The organism is Pseudomonas sp. PVC-5-1, from assembly GCF_057444345.1.
Genome location: NZ_CM172024.1, coordinates 1489806 through 1505714, shown reverse-complemented (window position 1 = coordinate 1505714; position 15909 = coordinate 1489806). Strand labels below are relative to the sequence as shown.

The window sequence follows — 15909 nt, the reverse complement described above, 5'->3', positions numbered from 1 at the left end:
CTGTGCCCGCCTCTTCGCGGGCACGCCCGCTCCCACAGGTTCACCACAGGGCTGAATTTTGTGGAATACCTGTGGGAGCGGGCATGCCCGCGAAGAGGCCGGCACAGGCTATAAACTAGCCCACCATCGGCACATGCCGCGGGTGGCTGCTGACCCGCTCCAGCCAGGCCCTCACTGCCGGGTAGTCGGCCAGGTCGAACCCACCCTGCTGCGCCACATGGGTGTAGGCATACAACGCCACATCGGCAATCGAATACTGTTCGCCGACCAGGTACGGCGTCATCTGCAACTGCCGCTCCATCACCTTCAGTGCCTTGTACCCCCCCTTGTGCAGCTTGCGGTATTCCTCCACTCGCTCGTCCGGCAACCCCAGGTAGAACTGGATGAAACGCGCCACGGCAATGTAGGGCTCATGACTGTACTGCTCGAAGAACTGCCACTGCAGCACCTGGGTGCGCAGGCGTGGCTCGGTAGGCAGGAACTCGCTGCCGTCGGCCAGGTAGTTGAGAATGGCATTGGACTCCCACAGATAGCTGCCGTCTTCCAGCTCCAGCACCGGTACCTTGCCGTTGGGGTTCATCGCCAGGAACTCGGGCGTTTCGGTCTCGCCCTTCAGGATGTCCACCGGGTGCCATTCATATGGCCGGCCCAGCAGGCTCAACATCAGCTTGACCTTGTAACAGTTGCCCGACTGGTAGTCGCCGTAGACCTTGTACATCGCCCCCTCCACTCCCAAGCAGTTCTGCATTTGCGCCCAATAGTTGGCGACTGTACGGCTAAAAGCAATGGCCGCTGTATGGCAAGGATCAACCTTGCTCGCTGTAGTCTGAAAAAACTGCTTACACCTTTACAAGGATTTTGTTCATGACCGATGCCACTTCCATACGCCTGCGGCCCCTGGCAGACAGCTCCCCGTCGGCGGTGGTCGCCGGCTTCATCGCCATGCTCACCGGCTATACCAGCTCGCTGGTGCTGATGTTCCAGGCCGGCCAGGCAGCCGGGCTGACCACCGCGCAGATTTCCTCATGGATCTGGGCGTTGTCGATCGGCATGGCGGTGTGCAGCATCGGCCTGTCGCTGCGTTACCGCACACCGATCACCGTGGCCTGGTCCACCCCCGGCGCCGCCTTGCTGATCACCAGCCTGGGCGGGGTCAGCTATGGCGAAGCGATCGGCGCCTACATCACCTGTGCCGTGCTGGTGCTGATCTGTGGCCTGACCGGCAGTTTCGAGCGCCTGGTCAAGCGCATCCCGGCCTCGCTGGCCTCGGCGCTGCTGGCGGGTATCCTGTTCAAGATCGGCAGCGAAATCTTCGTTGCCGCCCAGCATCGCACCCTGCTGGTACTGGGCATGTTCTTCAGCTACCTGCTGGTCAAACGCCTGTCGCCGCGTTACTGCGTGCTGGCCGCGCTATTGGTGGGTACGGCGCTGTCCGGCGCCCTGGGCCTGCTGGACTTCAGCGGCTTCCGGCTGGAAGTGGCCACGCCGGTGTGGACCACGCCAAGCTTCTCGCTGGCGGCGACCATCAGCATTGGCATTCCGCTGTTTGTGGTGGCGATGACCTCGCAGAACATGCCGGGTGTGGCCGTGCTGCGCGCCGACGGCTACCAGGTGCCGGCCTCGCCACTGATCTCGGCCACCGGTTTTGCCTCGCTGCTGCTGGCGCCGTTTGGTTCGCATGGGGTCAACCTGGCGGCGATCAGCGCGGCGATCTGCACCGGGCCGCATGCCCATGAAGACCCGGCCAAGCGTTATACCGCGGCTGTGTGGTGCGGGATTTTCTATGGCATTGCCGGGGTGTTCGGCGCGACCTTGGCGGCGCTGTTTGCGGCGCTGCCAAAAGAACTGGTGCTGTCGATTGCGGCGCTGGCGCTGTTCGGCTCGATCATGAACGGGCTGACCGTGGCCATGAGCGAAGCGCGTGAGCGCGAGGCTGCGGTGATCACCTTCATGGTTACCGCTTCGGGGCTGACCTTGTTCTCGATTGGTTCGGCGTTCTGGGGGATTGTGGCGGGGGTACTGGCCCTGATGATTCTCAACCCGCGCAGGGCCTGAAGGTATTTGTTGCCTGTACCGGCCTCTTCGCGGGCACGCCCGCTCCCACAGGGATATCACTGGACCTGAGGGCAATGATATCCCTGTGGGAGCGGGCATGCCCGCGAAGAGGCCGGTACAGGCAACACAAAGCCCAGGCCCAGATCACAACCTGAAATGCCCCACCATCCCCTTCAGGTCAGTACCCAACTGCGCCAGCTCGATACTCGACCGGGCATTGTCCTGCATCGCCAACGCCGCCTGATCGGCACTACCACGGATCTGCGTGACGCTGCGGCTGATCTCTTCTGCCACCGAACTCTGCTGCTCGGCCGCCGCGGCAATCTGCTGGTTCATCTGCTGGATCAATGAAACCGCCGCCGCAATGCTGCCCAGCGCGCTTTCGGTCTGCAGCGCATCAGCCACCGCCAAACGCACCAGCTCGGTACTGCCGCGAATCTGCGCCACCGACTGCTGGGCATTGCCCCGCAGGCTGGCGACCAAGGTCTCGATCTGCTCGGTAGACTGCCGGGTACGCCGCGCCAGCGCACGCACCTCGTCAGCGACCACGGCAAAGCCACGCCCCTGCTCACCCGCGCGGGCGGCTTCGATAGCAGCATTCAGCGCCAACAGGTTGGTCTGCTCAGCCACGCTCTTGATCACTTCCAGCACGTCGCCAATGGTGTGGATCTCGGCACTGAGGCTGTCGATACCGGCGCTGGCCGTCTCTGCCGCCGACGCCAGTTGCTCGATGCGCTGCATGCTCTGGCGCACCACCTGCTGCCCGGAATCAACCTTCTCATCCGCAGCCTGGGCCGCCTGCGCCGCCTCCTCGGCATTGCGCGCCACATCGTGCACGGTGGCGGTCATCTGCTGCATGGCGGTAGCCACCTGCTCGGTCTCTTCCTTCTGGCTGCCCACCTCGCGGTTGGTCTGCTCGGTCACCGCCGACAGCGCCTGCGCATTGCCGGCCAGTTGCTCGATGCCCTGCTGCAAACCGCTGACAATGCCCGACAGGCCCGCCGCCATCTGCTGCATGGCCTGCATCAACTGCCCTACTTCGTCCCGGCGCGGTGCCTGGGCGTCGAAGCTCAGCTCGCCGGCAGCGATACGTTGGGCACGGGCAATCACATGCTTGAGCGGCCCGACCACGGCGCGGGTGATCAGCCAGGCGGCCAGCACACCTACCAGCAGCGCCAATGCGGTAGCCAGGCCGATGGCCACGGCATTGCGTTGCAATTCGCCCTGCAGGGCCTGCTCCTGCCCCAGGTAAGCCTGGTCGACCCGACTGGTGACTTGCTCGGCACTGGCCTGCAACTGCGCCTTCAAGCCCTGCTCGCGGGCTAGCTGGTCAGTGTATTCGTTGAGCTTTTCCGAGAAGCTGCCAATGTGCCCCGCCACTTCGCCCAACACACTCTGGTAGCCAGCATCGCTGACAGCGCCCTGCAACTGGCTGACCAGGCTGGCGGCTTCGACGGTCTGGGCAATGCGCTCCTGGCTGACGCCCTCTTCGCCCTTGCGGCTTTTTTCCAGGCGTACCCGCGCTTCGTCCATGGCCTGCAGCATCAGCCGCGACACCTGCGCCACCTGCGTGGCCTGCTCGAGGAACGCGCCGCCCTGCTGGCCCTGTGACTGCTTGAGGGTATACACGCCGTCGTCAGCCAGGCCGGCCTGCAGTACGTCGAGGTTGTTGGCCACGCTGGACACCGACCAACTGGCCATGTCCAGCGCCAGTTCCTTGGCCTGCACCGCCTCGACAAAGGCCTCGAACGCCTGGCCATAGGCTGCAAGGTCGGTTTCCGCCGCCGCCAGCGCCGGCAGGCCACGGGCGCGTTCGACCAGGCCTTGCAAGCCGCTGCGCAAGGCCTCGGCCTGCTGCAGGTCGGAGCGCAGGGCAAATGCCTGCTCGTGCTGGCGCAAGCGCAGCAGGTCAGTATTGAACTGGGCCAGCTGACGCAAGCTGTCGAAGCGCTGGCTAACGCTGTGCAGCGCGGCAATGCCAATGCCGGCCACCGCCAGGGTTAGCACCAGCACCAGGGCAAAGCCCAGGCCGAGTTTGCGGGCCATGCCCAGGTTGGCCAGCATACCGTGCTTGCTCGCGCCCATGCCGATTCCCCTTCTGCGTGCGAGGTTATCCCGAAAGCCAAGGGTGGCAACGTTGCCAGCCGATGGACAAGGGCCTGGCGTCAGAATGGTGTCAAATAGCTATGGCTTGTCGTTTTTAGCTGTATCAAGGTCGGTTTTTGCCAGCCACGGCAGGCGCCAGCAGCGAGCCATTAATTTTAGTTCAGCACGGCGCCCCCCGAGCGGACCACGGCCAATCAAGTGGAAGCAAGTTTCTATCAGTTTATTCCAATTACTATTTGTAAAATAAATTTGGCGTCATTAATTCTGCGCCAATGTTTGAGCAAGAAAAAATATTAAATGGCCACTATTCAAATTGAAAACACCGCTATCGTAATAGGTAACTGGCCCACCCCTTCGGCCACGTAGAGCCCGTCTGGAGTTTTCCATGAAAACAGCCCTCCTTGCTGCTGTGGTCACCCCGTTGCTGTTTGTTGCGCTACCAACGGTGGGGCATGCTGAAACTTCCACTGCACCGCTATTAACCATTGGTTTGCAAGGAAGTTATACCCAATTGGAGTTGAACGGGCGTGGCAATGAAACGGAAGATATGCCAGAAGGCGGGCTATTTATTAACTACGGCAACAAGATGACGGCAAAGGACGGGCTTATCTACCAGGCCGAAGCCAGCGGCATGTACTCGAAAAAGCAGGACCAGAAGCTCAAGGACGGCCAGGCCGACCTCGACCTGGGCTGGCGCCTGGCCCTGGCCGAACGCCACTCCGTCGACCTGTTGCTGGGTACCGGTTACAAATGGAACCGGCTGTCACCCAATACCCGCCGGTATGACGTCGACCTGACCAACCGTACACCGTTCGCCAAGATTGCCGCGGGTTACAACTACCGTTTCAATAATGCCACCTTGCGCTTCGAAGCCGGGGTGCGCCAGTTGATCAATGGCGATGCGCAATTGGAAATACATGGCCTCAGCAGTGAAGATGTAGATTTGAAAGATACCAGCAACCCCTTTGCCGAACTTAGCGTACTGTTCAATCAGCAAGGCAATGTGCCAATACTCGTCGCGCTTTATATGAGCCGCTACAATTATGAACTGGACGGGCGGTTCATGATGACCGATTCGGACGACCAGACCCGCGACGAATATGGCCTGAAAGTAGGCGTCAGCTTCTAGGCGGGCGCACGCCCAGGCCGGCACAATAAGGGCTTGGGCGCGCGCATCCTGCCCATATGCGACATAGCCACACGCGCCTACGCCCCCGTAGCAAAGGCGTTACCCGCGTCGCAGGCCACGCGGTTCCGGTTCAGATCGCCGTAGCCCCACCATCCACCGTCAGGCAATGCCCTGTGGTAAACGCTGCGCCATCACTGCACAGGTACAGCACGGCGCTGGCAATTTCCTCGACCTTGCCAATGCGCCCCACCGGATGCATGGCAGCGGCAAACTCGGCCTTGCGCGGGTCGGCCTCATAGGCACGGCGGAACATGTCGGTGTCGATCACCGCCGGGCACACCGCATTCACCCGGATGCCCTTCTTGGCGTATTCGATGGCCGCCGACTTGGTCAGGCCTATCACCGCGTGCTTGGAAGCGCTGTAGATGCTCATCTTCGGCGCCGCGCCCAAGCCCGCCACCGAAGCGGTATTGACGATGGCCCCACCGCCCTGGGCCAACAGCAACGGCAGCTGGTACTTCATGCACAGCCACACACCCTTAACGTTGACGCCCATGATGGCATCGAACTCCGCCTCGCTGCCCTCGGCCAGGCGGCCCTGCTCTATCTCGATACCAGCGTTGTTGTAGGCATAGTCCAGCCGCCCATAGGCGGCGATCAGGCGTTCGTGCAGTTGGCGCACCTCGGCCTCACGAGTAACGTCGCAGGCAATGAACAGCGCCTCCCCGCCCGCAGCGTGGATCAGCGCCACAGTGGCCTCGCCACCGGCCGGGTCAAGGTCGGCCACCACCACCTTCAGGCCCTCCCGGGCAAAAGCCAGGGCGGTTGCCCGGCCGATGCCGGCGGCGGCGCCGGTAACCAGGGCTACCTGGCCGGAAAAGGTCATGCTCATCGCGTGCTCCAAAGCGTGCTTGGTGGGGTTCAGAGCATAGTCAGCCACTACCCGGCCTGGCAGCATCATCACTCCACCGGTTGGGCTACCATGCTTGTCAGTGATGTTAACGACCTGCCTACATCAACAGGGTAGATTTGACGCCTCCCCCTTCCACTGCCCACAAGGACCTGCCATGACCTACACCAACCGCCGCTTCCTGCTTGCCAAACGCCCGGTCGGCACCGTGCGCCGAGACGACTTCAGTTTCGAGGCCGTACCCGCCGAACAACCCGGTGAAGGCCAGGTGCTGGTGCGCAACCTGTACCTGTCGCTGGACCCGGCCATGCGTGGCTGGATGAACGAAGGCAAGTCGTACATCCCGCCCGTGGCACTGGGCCAGGTGATGCGCGCACTGGGCGTGGGTGAAGTGGTGGCCTCCAACCACCCAGGGTTCAAACCAGGCGACCACGTTAGCGGTGCGCTGGGTGTGCAGGACTATTTCACTGGCGAACCCCAGGGCCTGCACAAGATCGACCCCAACCTGGCGCCGCTGCCGCGCTACCTGTCGGCGCTGGGCATGACCGGCATGACCGCCTATTTCGCCCTGCTGGAGGTCGGCCAGCCCAAGGCTGGTGAAACCGTGGTCATTTCCGGCGCAGCCGGCGCGGTGGGCAGCATTGTCGGGCAAATTGCCAAGATCAAAGGCTGCCGCGTGATCGGCATTGCCGGCGGCGCCAAGAAGTGCCAGTACCTGAAGGACGAACTGGGCTTCGACGGGGTTATCGACTACAAGGCCGAAGATGTGCTGGCCGGCCTGAAGCGTGAATGCCCCAAAGGCGTGGACGTGTATTTCGACAACGTCGGCGGCGACATCCTCGATGCGGTGCTGACACGCATCAACTTCAAGGCGCGCATCGTGATTTGCGGCGCGATCAGCCAGTACAACAACAAGGAAGCGGTGAAAGGTCCGGCCAACTACCTGTCGCTGCTGGTGAACCGTGCGCGCATGGAAGGTTTTGTGGTGATGGACCACAGCAAGGACTACGGCAAGGCCGCGCTGGAGATTGCCGGCTGGCTGGCCAGCGGGCAAGTGAAGAGCAAGGAGGATGTGGTGGAGGGGCTGGAGACCTTCCCCGAGACCTTGTTGAAGCTGTTCAGCGGGGAGAACTTTGGCAAGTTGGTGTTGAAGGTTTAAAACGAAAAAAGGGCCGGCACTCTCGTGCCGGCCCTTTTTCCATTACCGCAGCTGATTACCCACGAATCTCCGCCACCACCGCCGCCAGCGCCTGCGCCGGGTCGGCAGCCTGGCTGATCGGCCGGCCAATCACCAGGTAATCCGAACCAGCATCCAGCGCCTGGCGCGGGGTGAGGATACGGCGTTGGTCATCCTGCGCGCTGCCCGCCGGGCGAATACCCGGGGTCACCAGCTGCAGAGACGGGTGCGCGGCCTTCAGCGCCGGGGCCTCCAGCGCCGAGCACACCAGGCCGTCCATGCCAGCCTTCTGCGCCAACGCCGCCAGGCGCAGCACCTGCTCTTGCGGGTCGATATCCAGGCCGATGCCGGCCAGGTCTTCACGCTCCATGCTGGTCAGCACGGTCACGCCAATCAGCAACGGCTGCGGGCCGCTACGCTTGGCCAGTTCTTCACGGCAGGCCACCATCATGCGCAGGCCACCGGAGCAATGGACGTTGACCATCCATACCCCCATCTCGGCAGCGGCCTTTACCGCCATGGCCGTGGTGTTGGGGATGTCGTGGAACTTGAGGTCCAGGAACACTTCGAAGCCCTTGTCGCACAGGGTTTCGACAATGCCTGAAGCGCTGCTGGTGAACAGCTCTTTACCCACCTTTACCCGGCAAAGCGCAGGGTCAAGCTGGTCAGCCAGCTTCAGGGCGGCCTCACGGGTAGGGAAATCCAGGGCGACGATCAGGGGCGTCTGGCAGGCGGGCATGGGCAGGAGCTCTTGGCAAGTTGAAAACGGCGCGCATTGTAAACGAAGTGGCGCATGCTTTGGGGGCCGCGGGTCACGGAATTGGCCCGGCACGGGCTAATGCCTGTCAATCAAGCAGTAAAGCTGGCAGGTGCTTGCCTTGAGATGTCGATCGCATAGGCGATGCCAAAGGCACCACAAACACCTCGCCTTATCCTGACTGACTGGCATTACGGCACAGCCTGTGCCTCTATAATTGAACCAACGGAACGGGTAACTGCTCAAATTTCATACACGCGTTGCCCATCGCCCGATTTAAGGAGAACGACAATGCCCTGGTATGCCTGGCTGATACTCATCATAGCCCTCGGCTCCATCGTCGGCGGGTTGATGCTGCTGCGCGACACAGCCAAAAAAGTGCCGCTGACCGAAGAACAACTGCGCAAGGTGCGTGAGCGCAATGCCGAGGCCGATGCCAAGGACGCGCAAGACCGCTAGAAGGCCAGCACGGTGGGCTGGTTCCCTCGAGCCTCTCTGTTTTTTGAAGGCCGGGCCAGGGCATCAACCCCGGCCCCTCCCCCTTACTTCACCATCACCTTGTCCCGGTTACGCTCCAGCAACGCATTGCCGATCCCCTTGATCTCCAGCAACTCATCCACCGAAGCAAACGGCCCATTGGCTTCACGGTAGGCGACGATCGCCTCGGCCTTGGCCTTGCCGATCCCGTTCAGCTCCTTCTGCAAGGTCAGTGCATCCGCCGTGTTCAGGTCCAGCTGCGGCGCCTGCTGGGCCTGCGCCTGGGCCACCACCGGTACCGGCTCGGCTACTGCCGTGGCACTGGCCGGGGCTGCACTGAGCGAGAAGGACAAACTGGCGAACAGCGGCAGCAGCAGGTACGACAGAACGTTATTGCGCATGGTCAACACTCCTTAGGTTGGCGATTTATCAGCAGCCGTTTTCCTTCGGCTGCGCGAACAACCCTAGCGATTAACCCGACAGCAAAACACCCGCCGCCCCCGGCGAATGGTTACCGAATCAGTCAGCAAAACCGCCAGCTTCGCCCACCCACAAACTACGGCCATTTCATCGCCAGCGGCCCACCCCCGGCAGCTCAAGGCCTTGGCCCCGCGCCTGTAAGCAAATGCCCATTGGTCCGATAACCACTGCCTACCCGCCCCTCCCGCTTTCCTACAGTGCCCGCCGAACAACACCTGACGCGCAAACCGTCCCGCCACCGGCCGACACGCATCTGCGGTGCAAACTGGCGTCCCACCCCCCGCCTGCTAGATTTCTTCAGCAATGGAAAACCGCTTTGCTTCAAGGACCCGAGCAAGAGGATCACCGCCGTGCCCCTCAAGACCCTGACCGTTTTCGGTACCCGCCCAGAAGCCATCAAGATGGCCCCCCTGGCCCTTCAGCTAGCCCAGGACAGCCGCTTCGAAGCCCGCGTGTGCGTCACCGGCCAGCATCGGCAAATGCTCGACCAGGTGCTGGAGCTGTTCGGCATTACCCCCGACTACGACCTGAACATCATGAAGGCCGGCCAGGACCTGACTGGCGTGACCACCGCCATCCTGCAAGGCATCAAGCCCGTGCTGGCCGGCTTCAAGCCCGACGTGGTGCTGGTGCACGGCGACACCGCCACCACCTTCGCCACCAGCCTGGCGGCTTATTACCAGCAAATCCCCATTGCCCATGTAGAAGCCGGGCTGCGCACCAACAACTTGTATTCACCCTGGCCCGAGGAAGGCAACCGGCGTCTCACCGGCGCCCTGGCCGCGCTGCACTTTGCCCCAACCACCACCTCGCGCGAGAACCTGCTGCGTGAAGGCACCGACCCGATGCACATTTTCACCACGGGCAACACCGTGATCGACGCCTTGCTGGAAGTGGAAAAGAAGCTGCAAAGTCCTGAGCTGAATGCTCGCTTTGCCCGGCACTTCAGCTACCTGGCCGCCGACCGCCGCCTGTTGCTGGTGACTGGCCACCGCCGCGAGAACTTCGGTGGCGGCTTCGAGCGCATTTGCCAGGCGCTGGTGCACACTGCGCGGCAATTCCCCGAGCTGGACGTGGTGTACCCGGTGCACCTCAACCCCAACGTGCGCGAGCCGGTCAACCGGCTACTGGGCGATGTGCGCAACATCCACCTGATCGAGCCACTGGATTACCTGCCGTTCGTGTACCTGATGACCCGCGCGTACGTGATCCTGACCGACTCTGGGGGCATCCAGGAGGAAGCACCGGCGCTGGGTAAACCGGTGCTGGTGATGCGCGACACCACCGAGCGGCCTGAGGCTGTGGCGGCGGGTACGGTGCGGCTGGTGGGAACACAAGTGGACTCGATTGTGAGGGAGCTGAATACATTGCTGACCAATGAGGCGGTGTACCGCGAGATGAGCGTTGCACATAACCCCTATGGTGACGGACACGCTTGTGCACGCATACGCGAAGCACTCGCGACACATCTGGGGCGAACGGCATAGCCCCGCCGAAGCTATCGCAGCGAAGACATTTGCCAGGGCATGCGGAGCAATCCCCTTTGCCCCCACGGCACACACAGCGCGTCAGACTTTCCTGAAACCTCGCCCCACCCCTTCAGCTCAGATAACCGGGCGAACTATCCTACACACCAGTCAGAAGCAGCTGAATTGTCGGGGAAATGCCCCAGGGATAACTTCACCGGGTCGCCAAGTTGGTGACCGGGTGTGAGAACCTGACAAGCACTGCTGCTCGACTGTTCAACGGCAGCCATTCGCGGGCAGGCTTCGGCTTGGCCGGTTTTCAGTGCATCGGTTTCTCACCCCGCGCAATGGCTGCCACCTCTGTCCGTGAGAAAGATCGAGATGGTGGGTTCTGTCAACGCACTGGAATCACACAATGAAAAACAACAACCAATCCCCCATCCTCACCGCAGGCATCGAAACCTTCCTTGAAGCCGGCAACCCCACCCTGGACCTGCTTCGCGTCCAACCCGGCGTCCCCGTCGATGATGCGTATGAGCACGTCTCGGTCCTGCTGGGCTACTGCAAGCACCTGGTGCGCGAAGGCGACATGGAAGACGACCACAAGATGCTGGGCGCAGCCGATTACCTGCTGGCAATGGCCAAAGCGTTGATGAACGACATCGAGATAGCGAAGAACAAGCGCCACTGAAGCGCTCTCGCAAGACCCGGGGGGGGCGTTGTGGGAGCGGGCTTGCCCCGCGAACACCGGCGCAGCCGGTGCCATCCACTCCATCCCCACTAAAATTTCCGGCTTCAATCAGCCGGCCCTCAAATCACCGTGCGAGGGTAAACACTGATAAACGCCGAAATGGAAATCGCATCCCCATCATCAACCTTCACCCGCGGGCTTTGCCCCGAGCGTTTGATATCGGTTGCAAACTCCGCAGCCTTGAACGCTTGCTCCAACTCGTCGCTGCCCACCCCGGTATACACAACCACCTGGGTACCGGTGTTGTGCTTCTGCAGGGGCAGCTGCTTGATCTGCACCTGAACACCCGACTTGGTCAGCGCTACGGCAATTTCCTTGGCAAAGCGAACCGCCTCTTTGTCATCCTTGTGGATATTCAGCAGCACCACTGGTGCCAGGGTTTTAGCCTTCAGCTCGCCCGCCAACGCCTTGAATGCATCGTGCGCCTGCGGCGTCAGCGTGCGGGGCTTAAGGCTGGCCTCCAGCTTGAGCCGCTCGGCCCGCTCCTGCTCCAGTTTGGCCCGCTCACGTTCAAGTTCGGCCTTCAGCGCGTCGTTCTCTTCCAGCAACTGCTGAATTTCCAGCTGCGCCTGCATGTCCGACTCGTTGACCACGGTGACCTCCTGAGTGGCCCGCGAAAGGCTCACTTCGGAGTGCTGGTTTTTTACATCCGAGGTCATGTGGGCAAAGATCATTGCACTGGCGGCGATCAGCGCGGCGATGACGGCGGTGGCAGAGGCTATGGCGTGGATAAGGCTGGCTGTGTCTGCTGAAATATCAGGCATAAACAACTTCTTGAAGTTAGGGATGTTCATCGTTTCACGGTCAGGCAGATGTGCCAGGCAGATGGCCCGCACGGGTACAAGTCAAGCCAGAAGGCTAGCGAGGTCTGGCAGAGTGCCATAATTTTGAGGATTTTGCTGAAAAGTGGCGGAGTCCGCGACCAATGTCGAAGAGAAAAATCCTCAGAGCAAGAGCGCCATTGTCAATGACGAACCGCAACGCCGGCGAAGTGCACCGCCCTGTTCATCCAAGCGATTAGCGCTATGCCAAGCGATTCGAACCAGCATCGCGCAAATCGACAACTAGCTGCGCATCAAAAAAAGAAACCTCTGGGCCGTACTCTGCAATGCAAGCTTAACCAAACCTCACCGCTGCTCGCAGACTCGTCTAAACCAACTATCCCCTCAAGCTGGCAACCTGATGCAATCTGCTGTATCAATGTCGCCCTTTCGACCCAGGGAGAAGGCTGTGGAGTGGTACGAGTCGCTTTTTTTACAAATGTGTAGTCATGTGCTGACCCAAGCCAGGATGGCAAATCGCCGCGGCTTCACTGGGTCGCTGTCCATGGACACCACTTCAACTCGCGACTTGGTAGAGAGCTACCAACGTAACGTGGCAATTGCGTTCAGCACGGCAGAGATGAAAGACCATCTTTCACAAGGCGCCAACTGCGTGGCACTGATAATGGTAAAAGAGCATCAGTTCCAAAATTACTTGGCAGATATCAACCGCCAACAAGAGGTGGTATTGAGCGCGACCCTGCGTACGGACGCTCGCTCCACCGAGTATGCCAATTACCATGTGGACATCGCGATCATCCGGCCCACCTCTTCAGGCCCCATGGACATCGCACACTAGAACGTGATGTTCGCTGCCGCCCCACTCACCTGCAGAAGCACAAGCGCTTCTTACTTCATGACGCCCCGAGCATCCTCTGAAAAGTCCAGCTATGATGCCCCGGTCCTGATCGAAGTGCAGAGCGGCGGCCCTTTCACCGTGGATAACCCCGTTGTCCCCTTCACGGGCCAGAACATTCGTGGCAATAACCAAGCCGGCTCCGTCTGTCTCGGCGAGCAGCGCAGCAAAACTAACGCGGCTAATCATTTTACCCACCATCCCCTTCTAGACGGCGCCTGCAGTCGGCATCGCATATGAGAGATGTATGTACGCACCTATCCAAACCCGTTGCTTCAAAGCCTATGACATCCGTGGCCAAGTGCCGACCGACCTCAACGACGACATTGCCTACCGAATTGGCCGCGCCCTGGTGGCACAGCTGGGCGGACGCACCTACGTGGTCGGCCGTGACATGCGTCTTGAAAGCCCGGGCCTGTCCCGTGCCTTGATGCAGGGCTTGACCGAAGCCGGCGCCGACGTGATCGACATCGGCCTGTGTGGCACAGAGGAAGTCTACTTTGCCACCAGCCATTACCAGGCAGATGGCGGCATCATGGTCACTGCCAGCCACAACCCAAAGGGCTACAACGGCATGAAACTGGTGCGCGAGCAGTCGCGCCCGATCAGCGGTGATACCGGCCTGAACGACATTCGCCAGCGCGTTGAAGCAGGCGACCTCGGTGTTCAGGCGGCTACGCCAGGCAATGTGCGCCAGGCATTCGACAAGTCTGCCTACATCGACCACTTGCTGACCTACATCGACCTGGGCGCACTCAAGCCGCTGAAAGTACTGGCAGACCCAGGCAACGGCGCTGTAGGCCCCGTACTGGAGCTGCTCAAGGCACGCCTGCCGCTGGATATCACCATCATCAATGGCGAGCCGGACGGCAACTTCCCCAACGGCATCCCCAACCCACTGCTGCCGGAAAACCGCGACCTCACCCGTCAGGCCGTTCTGGAAACCGGCGCGGACATGGGTATTGCCTTTGACGGCGATTTCGACCGCTGCTTCTTCTTCGACAACCAGGGCCGCTTCATCGAGGGCTACTACGTGGTCGGCCTGCTGGCCGAAATGCTGCTGGCCAAGCACCCAGGCAGCAAGATCATCCACGATCCACGCTTGACCTGGAACACCATCGAGCAGGTCAGTGCCGCAGGTGGTCAGGCCATTCAGAGCAAGACTGGCCATGCCTTCATCAAAGAGCGCATGCGCGCTGAAGATGCTGTGTACGGTGGCGAAATGAGCGCGCACCACTACTTCCGCGATTTTGCGTACTGCGACAGTGGCAACATCCCATGGCTGCTGGTCGCTGCATTGATGAGCCACACCGGCAAAAGCCTGGCACAACTGGTGGATGAGCGTATCGCGGCGTTCCCGTGCAGTGGTGAAATCAACTACGAAGTAGCTGATGTGAAGGGCACCATCGAGAAGATTCTGGCGTTCTACTTGCCGCACGGGCCTAGCGTCGACCGTACAGACGGGATCAGCGTCGAATTCGCTGACTGGCGCTTCAGCCTGCGCGGGTCCAATACCGAGCCACTGCTGCGCCTGAACGTCGAAAGCCGGGCCAATGAGGCGCTGGTCACTGAACGCGTCGCTGAAATCGCCTGCCTGATTCAGGAATAACCCGAGTCAGCAAATTGTTGGTGCGTCTGGGCGTATGCAAACGCGCTCAACGCACACCTCGACATTCCGGGGCTGCCACGCAGCCCACGGACTACCCCGTCACCGCATGCCGTACGCTCAATTGCATTTCCGGCAGGAGACCGTCTAGTCAGCGGATGACCAGCAAGTACCAACGCTTTTTGCCACGCAATGTGAACCCGTTCACCTACGCATTTGCGCGCCCAGCGTAAGCTGCAAACCGTAGAAAATCGGACGGCACACTACTTCCCAGCGTGAAATCATTGTGCCATCATTTTATCAATGCAATTTGTCTCGAAGACTGCTAATGGATTAGTACTTTCGAACACATATACAGCGCTTCGCTTGACGCTTATGCCCTCTGACGCTTACCCTTCTGCCCCTTAGAACAGGGAAGTTTCCGGAATAACTGTCTGAAATCGCCTTACGGCGAGCTTTCCTGAAGATGAATTCCGGCGTGCCTAGGCGCGCTGCATTGCTTTGCGGTCGCCATCTTGAAAGCTCGTTCGTCTCTACAGATCCAGAAATCGGTCATCTTCGCTTTAGTCCTGCGCGAAGCGCGCGCACGTGTTGGCGACACCCGCCTGGGCGCCTTGTGGATGCTGCTGGAGCCGCTGGTTCACCTCCTACTCTTCTCGCTGCTGTTTGCAATGCTCCGTGGCCGCACAGTATCCGGCGTTGAATACCCGGTGTTCATCCTAGTCGGCATGGCACCCTTCCTGCTTTACCGCAATACCGCTCTGCGCTTGATGGACAGCCTTCGCGAAAACCGTTCGCTGTTCGGCTACAAGCAGATCAAACCACTGGATACTTACATTGCGCGCGTCATTGTAGAAACCTGCATTGCAGTAACGGTGTACGCCATCCTCGTATTCGGCTTTGCCTGGGCCGGCTTCGACATGTCGATCCACAGCCCGCTGCAATGGGTTGCCACCCTGCTGCTGGGCCTGCTGTTCGCCTTTGGCCTCGGCATGCTGCTGGCCCTGGTCACCCACGCCCTTCCCAGCGTGAAGATTGTCATCCGCATGGCCTTCTTCCCGCTGTACTTCATTTCCGGGGTGCTGATACCTGCATCCTACCTGCCCCAGGCCATGATGCCGGTGCTGCTGCTCAACCCGTTCCTGCACATCCTCGAACTGATTCGTGCCGAGGTACTGCCGCATTACACCCCGGTCGACGGCGTGTCCGAAACCTATGTGATCAGCTTCACCCTGGTATTGCTGTTCCTATCTTTGGGCGCCTACCGCGCTCGCAGGATGCACCTGATTTCCACCAAGAACGGTTAAGTACAGGCCAA

General features: G+C 60.8%; 15 protein-coding genes and 1 pseudogene. 9 read left to right on the top strand and 7 right to left on the bottom strand.

Annotation, left to right across the window (positions count from 1 at the left end; translation table 11 throughout):
* Positions 1-115 precede the first annotated feature (115 nt).
* Complete coding sequence (locus AC2T3R_RS06860) at positions 116-718, bottom strand: glutathione S-transferase family protein (protein ID WP_013971500.1); 603 nt, start codon at positions 716-718, stop codon at positions 116-118.
* A gap of 146 nt (positions 719-864) precedes the next feature.
* Here AC2T3R_RS06860 and AC2T3R_RS06855 point away from each other — a divergent pair, with 146 nt between their 5' ends.
* A complete protein-coding gene (locus tag AC2T3R_RS06855) occupies positions 865-2055 on the top strand; it encodes a benzoate/H(+) symporter BenE family transporter (RefSeq protein WP_044046915.1) in 1191 nt (396 codons plus the stop codon).
* Between the two features lie 144 nt (positions 2056-2199).
* Here the strand turns inward: AC2T3R_RS06855 and AC2T3R_RS06850 are convergent, their stop codons facing one another.
* Positions 2200-3063 (bottom strand): methyl-accepting chemotaxis protein, encoded by an 864-nt coding sequence (locus tag AC2T3R_RS06850; RefSeq protein ID WP_371858040.1) that lies wholly within the window; start codon positions 3061-3063, stop codon positions 2200-2202.
* A pseudogene (locus tag AC2T3R_RS06845) lies at positions 3061-3588 on the bottom strand (HAMP domain-containing protein); the annotation flags it as partial. The pseudogene AC2T3R_RS06845 and the gene AC2T3R_RS06850, both read right to left, overlap by 3 nt.
* Before the next feature lie 958 nt (positions 3589-4546).
* On the opposite strand from AC2T3R_RS06845, the gene AC2T3R_RS06840 reads away from it, so the two are divergent.
* Entirely contained in the window at positions 4547-5290 is a 744-nt protein-coding gene (locus AC2T3R_RS06840) for a hypothetical protein (RefSeq protein ID WP_486744822.1), read from the top strand.
* Between the two features lie 130 nt (positions 5291-5420).
* Here AC2T3R_RS06840 and AC2T3R_RS06835 read toward each other — a convergent pair whose 3' ends face one another.
* Entirely contained in the window at positions 5421-6182 is a 762-nt protein-coding gene (locus AC2T3R_RS06835; RefSeq protein ID WP_103444820.1) for an SDR family oxidoreductase, read from the bottom strand.
* 175 nt (positions 6183-6357) lie between these two features.
* Here AC2T3R_RS06835 and AC2T3R_RS06830 point away from each other — a divergent pair, with 175 nt between their 5' ends.
* Positions 6358-7359: an NADP-dependent oxidoreductase gene (locus AC2T3R_RS06830; protein ID WP_367245366.1), complete on the top strand. Its 1002-nt coding sequence runs from the start codon at positions 6358-6360 to the stop codon at positions 7357-7359.
* Positions 7360-7414: 55 nt separating this feature from the next.
* Here the strand turns inward: AC2T3R_RS06830 and pyrF are convergent, their stop codons facing one another.
* Positions 7415-8116 (bottom strand): orotidine-5'-phosphate decarboxylase, encoded by a 702-nt coding sequence (gene pyrF / locus AC2T3R_RS06825; protein ID WP_397462445.1) that lies wholly within the window; start codon positions 8114-8116, stop codon positions 7415-7417.
* 309 nt (positions 8117-8425) lie between these two features.
* Between pyrF and AC2T3R_RS06820 the strand changes: the two genes are divergently transcribed.
* Positions 8426-8593 carry a DUF2897 family protein gene (locus tag AC2T3R_RS06820; protein ID WP_280044982.1) on the top strand — a complete coding sequence of 56 codons (168 nt, stop codon included), beginning with the start codon at positions 8426-8428 and terminating at the stop codon, positions 8591-8593.
* An 83-nt stretch (positions 8594-8676) separates the two neighbouring features.
* On the opposite strand, the gene AC2T3R_RS06815 is transcribed toward AC2T3R_RS06820, so the two are convergent.
* Positions 8677-9012, bottom strand: a complete 336-nt coding sequence (locus AC2T3R_RS06815) for a ComEA family DNA-binding protein (RefSeq protein WP_285690124.1) — start codon at positions 9010-9012, stop codon at positions 8677-8679.
* Between the two features lie 429 nt (positions 9013-9441).
* Between AC2T3R_RS06815 and wecB the strand changes: the two genes are divergently transcribed.
* Both wecB and AC2T3R_RS06805 read left to right on the top strand, forming a co-directional pair.
* On the top strand, positions 9442-10578 hold the full coding sequence (gene wecB, locus AC2T3R_RS06810) for a non-hydrolyzing UDP-N-acetylglucosamine 2-epimerase (RefSeq protein ID WP_103443885.1): 1137 nt from the start codon (positions 9442-9444) through the stop codon (positions 10576-10578).
* Positions 10579-10972: 394 nt separating this feature from the next.
* Positions 10973-11248 (top strand): DUF3077 domain-containing protein, encoded by a 276-nt coding sequence (locus tag AC2T3R_RS06805; protein ID WP_280044985.1) that lies wholly within the window; start codon positions 10973-10975, stop codon positions 11246-11248.
* 119 nt (positions 11249-11367) lie between these two features.
* On the opposite strand, the gene AC2T3R_RS06800 is transcribed toward AC2T3R_RS06805, so the two are convergent.
* A complete protein-coding gene (locus AC2T3R_RS06800) occupies positions 11368-12102 on the bottom strand; it encodes a hypothetical protein (RefSeq protein ID WP_405047292.1) in 735 nt (244 codons plus the stop codon).
* A 436-nt stretch (positions 12103-12538) separates the two neighbouring features.
* On the opposite strand from AC2T3R_RS06800, the gene AC2T3R_RS06795 reads away from it, so the two are divergent.
* From AC2T3R_RS06795 to AC2T3R_RS06785, 3 genes are all read left to right on the top strand, one after another.
* The gene (locus AC2T3R_RS06795; protein ID WP_280044987.1) at positions 12539-12928 is read left to right on the top strand and encodes a hypothetical protein; all 390 of its coding nucleotides are present in this window, start codon (positions 12539-12541) and stop codon (positions 12926-12928) included.
* Between the two features lie 304 nt (positions 12929-13232).
* On the top strand, positions 13233-14594 hold the full coding sequence (locus AC2T3R_RS06790) for a phosphohexomutase domain-containing protein (protein WP_280044988.1): 1362 nt from the start codon (positions 13233-13235) through the stop codon (positions 14592-14594).
* A gap of 512 nt (positions 14595-15106) precedes the next feature.
* Positions 15107-15898, top strand: a complete 792-nt coding sequence (locus AC2T3R_RS06785; protein ID WP_280044989.1) for an ABC transporter permease — start codon at positions 15107-15109, stop codon at positions 15896-15898.
* Positions 15899-15909 lie beyond the last annotated feature (11 nt).